This is a genomic window from Streptomyces sp. NPDC054863, assembly GCF_053610825.1.
Map to the genome: position 1 here is coordinate 1 of NZ_JBSGZD010000494.1, position 3,084 is coordinate 3,084.

A 3,084-nucleotide genomic window follows, 5' to 3' on the forward strand; every position below is an offset into this window, starting at 1 on the left:
CTCCTCCCACCTCCGCCACGGCGGTCCCGAAGGCTCCCTGTCCACGGCAAACGTGCCCGACTCCATCAGCACCGGGAGCTGAACGGAGTTCCCGTACTTCTGACGGGCATGGACCGGCAGGGAGACCTGGGACAGCGGGGCGGTCAGCTCGGCGCCGCACCCCTCACACACGAAAACGAACACACGTCCTCCGCCGGGAATCAGAGGCATGGTCGCAGCACTCCGACGGTCAGCCAACGCATTTTTCGCCCGCGGCGCGAAGCAGCCGTCCTTCGCCGCGGACACCGCCGTCGACCGACTGGTCGTACGCGAACCAGGGGTTCCCTCCTTCGCGCACTTCGGGGTGGAGCCTCCGGTGGACGGCTTCGGGCTGGACGGCCTCCTCCCGTCCGGCTTCTACGACGGGGCCGAGGTTTCGCTCGATCTCGCGCTGGAACTGGTGCGGATCATGCTGCGTGACGGCGGCGCCTGGTGCCGGCTGGAGGTGGAGGACACCTTCGCAGTTCACGTGGGACGGGACCAGTACCTCTACATCAGCAGCAGCCGGCCCTGCGAGAAGGCGCTGGCCCGCACCCGCGGGCTCGGGCTGTTCCCGGAACGTATGACTGCGTCCCCGTACGCTTTCGAGGCCGAGGAGGCAGGCGTGCAGCGGCCCGGAAGCGACGAGTTCTGGTCCGACGTGCACCGGGCCTTCGCCACAGGGCAGGCTGGAATCCTGGAGGAGACGTATCTGGAAGGTGCCTCGCGCTGGCATCACCTCACCTGCGAAATCATCGAAACGGTGTGTGCCGAGGCATCTGGCAGGACGAGGACGGCCACATCCGCAGCGCCATCGCCGACGAGGACGAGTTCCCGGAACTGTCCGCCCGGCTCTCCCGTGCCTCGGCCGCCGCGCTTCTTTCCGTGTACGAGGGTGAACGTGTGCCTCTGTGTACTGCTGTCATGCCGGACAACGACGGGGTTCTACGGGCTCGTTGGCGGACCGGCCCGACACCGGGCGACCGCGGCTGGGCGCTCCGCCGTTCCCAGGATTGAGTGCGGCTGAGCCGCTTTGCCATGAGCGGGAGCAGGTTCGTGGGCGCCTTGGATCCGTCGGCCGTTCGACTGCGGTCCGGGCAGGATGTGTTCCGGTGAACCATGCCCGGCTGACCGCTGCCGACGTCAACCCCCGCGGTGGCGGCCCACGAGGCGCCCCCACCACAGGTCCTGGCCATGCTGATCACCGGCGAGGGGCTGCCACCGGCAGAGCGGTGCCCGGTCTGCGAAAGCGAGGAGACGCCCTGCACAGGAGCGAGGTACGGGAACAGCACACGGACGATCTCCTCACACCGCACCACGGTCCCGGACGACGCAACGTCAACGCTCCGGAATCCCGGTGATCGTCCTCACGGAATGTGTGCCTGATCCTCCTTTTCACGTGACCGAAGCCAACTCCTCGCACAGTGAACGGCATTGGGCTTGTTGACGGGCGTCGTCCGATCTACGCCAGGGCCGACATGGGGCGCATCGCCGATGCGTTCGCCCCTGCTACCGGGGGGGCGATACGGAGTGCCATCTCTCAGTTCCCCTTCAGGTGGGGGCAGTTGGGTTCGAGGAGGCGGCTCTTGATTGACTACGGCGAGCTTCGCGTGGGCCGGTGATTCAGCTGCGCCCTCGGAACTACTGCCCTGGGGGGAAGAATGACCCGTCCGAACAAGCCCGTCCTCAACCGCCGCACCCTGCTCGGCGGTACCGCCGCAGCCGGTTTCGGTGTCGTCCTGCCCGCCGGGACCGCCGCCGCGGAGGGAGTGGGCCAGCAGCGCGGGCCCCTTGACCAGGGTGCGATCGACGCCGTCGTCCGGCGCGTCGAGGGCAACCTCGTGGAACTGCGGCGCGACCTGCACGCCTATCCGGAGACGGCGAAGAGCGAGACCTCCGCGGGCGAGGTCGCCACGTCCCGGATCGTCGCGCATCTGCTGCGCGCCGCCGGGCTCGAAGTGACCACCGGGGTCGGCGGCTTCGGCGTCGTCGGCGTACTGAAGGGCGCACGGCCCGGACGTACCGTCGCCTACCGCGCCGACATGGACGCCGTGACGGGCGAGGGCATCCTCCCCGAGGCCGCCCAGCCCGCCCATGCCTGTGGGCATGACATCCACACCGCCGTCGGCGTCGGCGTCGCGCAGACCCTCGCGCAGTTGCGGCACCGTCTCAGCGGCACCGTCGTCTTCTTCTTCCAGCCGGGGGAGGAGACCCTTCAGGGGGCTCGCGCGATGATCGACGCCGGTGTGCTGCGCGATTACGCGCCCGAGGAGATCCATGCCCTGCACTGCGGGCCCTTCCCCGTGGGGCAGCTCGCCGTGACCCCCGGCAGTGGGCTGCCCGGGCAGGACGGGACCGTCATCAAGGTGAACGGCGCCGACGCGCTCGCGCGGGCCGAGCGGCTCGCCGCCGAGATCACGGGACTCGCCACCGTCGCTCCCCCGGAGACGTCCGCCGCTCTGGAGAAGATGGTCGCCGACGTACAGATCAAGGACGGGCCGCTGGCCAGGTTCGTCACCATCGGGGCCAGGGCGGCGAAGGCCGAGGACACGGGGCGGGTCACCGTCTCCGTGTCGTACCGCTGCTGGCCCGAGGAGCGGTACGTCGAGGTGCGCGAGGCCGTTCGGGGGTTGGCCAGGAAGTACGAGGGCGCCGTGGTCGACTTCGACCGGGCACCCTTCCCCGCCATGGTCTGCCCGGAGCGCGACGCACTCGCCCTGGGGCGGCACCTGCGCCGTGTCCTCGGCCCGGACGGCGTGACCGTCATGCACGCCGCCTTCCCGTTCAACGGCGAGGACTACGCGCTGTTCCTGGACCGGATCCCGGGGACGTACTCCTTCCTCGGCGTACGGCGGCCGGGGGCCGACATCACCGAGGCGGTCCCGCACTACGGTGCCTTCGACCCCGACACCAAAGCCATCGGCATCGGTGTCCGTGCGATGGCGGGGTGGCTCGCCGCGCGGGCGAAGGCCTGACCGTCAGGGCGCACTCCGCGTCCGTACGCGTCCACGTCTCCTGCGTACCGAGCGGCACGAGTGCGCGGGCAAGCCCTTTGGGGTACGGGCT

Annotated in this window: 2 protein-coding genes and 1 pseudogene; 2 read left to right on the plus strand and 1 reads right to left on the minus strand. The window is 69.9% G+C overall.

Annotation, left to right across the window (positions count from 1 at the left end):
* Positions 1-183 (minus strand): annotated as a pseudogene (locus tag ACWGIG_RS38150) (hypothetical protein); the annotation flags it as partial.
* A gap of 172 nt (positions 184-355) precedes the next feature.
* Between ACWGIG_RS38150 and ACWGIG_RS38155 the strand changes: the two are divergent.
* Together ACWGIG_RS38155 and ACWGIG_RS38160 are read left to right on the plus strand one after the other, a co-directional pair.
* Positions 356-1,045 carry a hypothetical protein gene (locus tag ACWGIG_RS38155; RefSeq protein ID WP_453326318.1) on the plus strand — a complete coding sequence of 230 codons (690 nt, stop codon included), beginning with the start codon at positions 356-358 and terminating at the stop codon, positions 1,043-1,045.
* A 634-nt stretch (positions 1,046-1,679) separates the two neighbouring features.
* Complete coding sequence (locus tag ACWGIG_RS38160) at positions 1,680-2,993, plus strand: M20 metallopeptidase family protein (protein WP_453326319.1); 1,314 nt, start codon at positions 1,680-1,682, stop codon at positions 2,991-2,993.
* Positions 2,994-3,084: the final 91 nt, after the last annotated feature.

Bases quoted from the DNA above. Each gene is read 5' to 3' on its own strand.
- ACWGIG_RS38160 (WP_453326319.1), top strand. From the start codon at position 1,680: ATGACCCGTCCGAACAAGCCCGTCCTCAACCGCCGCACCCTGCTCGGC.